This is a genomic window from Pseudomonadota bacterium (assembly GCA_026388315.1).
In the GTDB taxonomy this organism is placed as follows: domain Bacteria; phylum Desulfobacterota; class Syntrophorhabdia; order Syntrophorhabdales; family Syntrophorhabdaceae; genus MWEV01.
Map to the genome: position 1 here is coordinate 1 of JAPLKA010000027.1, position 2,194 is coordinate 2,194.

Consider the following 2,194-nt stretch of genomic DNA (forward strand, 5'->3'; position numbering starts at 1 on the left):
AAGTGGTGCTTTGGAGCTAAAACCATTGGCTGGTTTCACTGGTGTTGGGACTTCGTCTGGACCAGTCGCGGGAGAGATTGATTTTGCGGAAAATGATTGGATTCAAATTAATTAGTATCGTTCATAAGTTGTGGCATCATGATATCTCAACCGATTCTATATGAATGTTGAAGTAGTCTTTTATCCCAAGTTTGTTTTTCCAGTATTGCTCCCATTTCTCTCTGGAGTATTGCCTGATCATGATCATTTTAGAGATGTTTGTCGCTCCCTTATCAGACCAACCCCAGGCTATTTTCTTTAGACGGCGTCCTAATTCTCTAAAGAGACGTTCCAAAAGGGATGTTGTCTTTGGAGCAATCACCCCTGTTTTCAGCCAGAGTTCAATATTGGTAAAAATACGGTCTGACAGTTTCTCAAGGTAAGATGCCCCGTGCCGATACCCCTTATTGTAAAATGTCTGTACCAGTTCCTTGATCTCTGCCTTGCTTTTTTCATAGCTGGTTTTTACCTGTTCCTTGTCTTCTTCTTTCAGGATCTCAAAATCACCCTCAGGTAGCTCTATACCTATCAACTGTTTGATTTTATCTGTTTCCGGTTGACTCTCTTTCTTCTTTATTCCATCTTCCCAGAGGGCATGATACAGTCCTCTGGGACCATGCCATGTGCACCGTTGGGATTCAGCAATATTTGCTAAAAAGTCATCAAGTCCAGGCTCCCCATCATAGACAAAGGGTATATTGTATTGCTCCTTCTCTTTTATACGTTCTTTTATGGTTTGCTCTACTTCAGTCCATGGGGTATTGGTAAAGCAGCCAAGTGGTTCAAGCCTTCCTGATGTGGTAATACCGATGACAACTCTTAATTCTCCCTTACGACCTTTGTATTGTTTAACCCCTGTACCATCAGCCATAAAGGCAGAGAGACCTTCTACGGAAACAGGCTCTTGAAGGAGGGTATCAATATCACTGCCAACAACGATATTATGAATACCTCCCAGGGAGATATCGATTGACCGTCCATCAATGAGTCTTCTATAGTTTGTATCAATGACCGATTCAACAACCTCATGCTCAAAGTTTACTTCTCTTCTCGCATATCGGCCTATCTTGAGTGCACTTAAGAGAGGAGAATACCGGCCTTCACATTTTACACATTCAGCTACCCGTATAGGTATCTTTACTTCACCGAATACAGTGGAGAACTGTCGGGGTTCCATACGATAACCCCGTTTCCGTATTTTTCTGCCTCTGCAAAAGTGTTCTTCCGGATCACCCTTTCGTATATGTCTTCCAAGACCCCCACGATACTTACTTGGATAAATCTTTGTTTGACTTAATCGCTCAGAAATAAGATCATCGCAGGTCTCAAGGATCTTCCTGAGTATAGTAAGCATTAAAGGGTTTCTGATCTCTTTCAACTGATAAACAATTTCATTCAAATTAACTTTCCCTATTGCAAGATCGAAGTCCAATGTTATAATAACCTTACCTTTCATCACGGCCTCTTCATTTAGATTATTTTTGGCTAACTTAATCTAAATATATAGAAGGGGTCGTGATTTAATCAAATGCTAAATGCCACAACTTATGAACGTTGCCAATAAATTATCGTTGCTTAGAAATATCTTCTTTGTTTTGTATTTTTCTGTATTGACCCAAACAAACCAGTAGTATTTCTCTGTATTATTATAAATCTTTCGGTCAGCACGGGCTATTAAAGCATACTTTGAATCTTGTTTTAGCATTATAGCAAACTTACCATCTGCGTCGGTTTTGACTTTTGCTATACCTTCAGGGATATTATCAAACAAAAAATCTCCACGATAGTAATAAGCATATTTTTCAAGTGCGTTGGAATATTCAGTCCATCTTTTACTCGACGCAGCTTTCGCTTTAGGATGCTGTTTAATGGCACTTTCGCATTCCTCTAATGAATGTCCTTCCAAACACTTTTTTTGTATAGCTCTTTGAACGCTCCAAGCGGCGTCAAGATTTTTTTTACAATTTTCGTATTCGCTTTTGATTTTTGGTAACTCTTCTTTTGCAGTAGCCTTCTTTTTTTCAACGAACTCTAAAATCTCTTTTTCGGGAATAGCTCTGACTTCAACCAGGCCGAGGCGCACGTTCTGCCTACCCTTCGTTACTATAAATGCCTCGCCTTCGAGTTGACATTCTCTGGTGCAACCGTTGATAAA

General features: G+C 40.0%; 2 protein-coding genes. Both read right to left on the minus strand.

Translation table 11 applies throughout. The annotated features are described in order from the left end of the window. Positions 1–136: 136 nt before the first annotated feature. A complete protein-coding gene (locus tag NTX75_02650) occupies positions 137–1,495 on the minus strand; it encodes a hypothetical protein (protein MCX5815128.1) in 1,359 nt (452 codons plus the stop codon). 75 nt (positions 1,496–1,570) lie between these two features. After that, a partial coding sequence (locus NTX75_02655) for a hypothetical protein (protein ID MCX5815129.1) occupies positions 1,571–2,194 on the minus strand: 624 nt, incomplete at its 5' end.

What these genes read in the sequence shown, in the direction of transcription:
- NTX75_02650 (MCX5815128.1), bottom strand. Translation starts at nt 1,495, where the DNA reads ATGAAAGGTAAGGTTATTATAACATTGGACTTCGATCTTGCAATAGGG.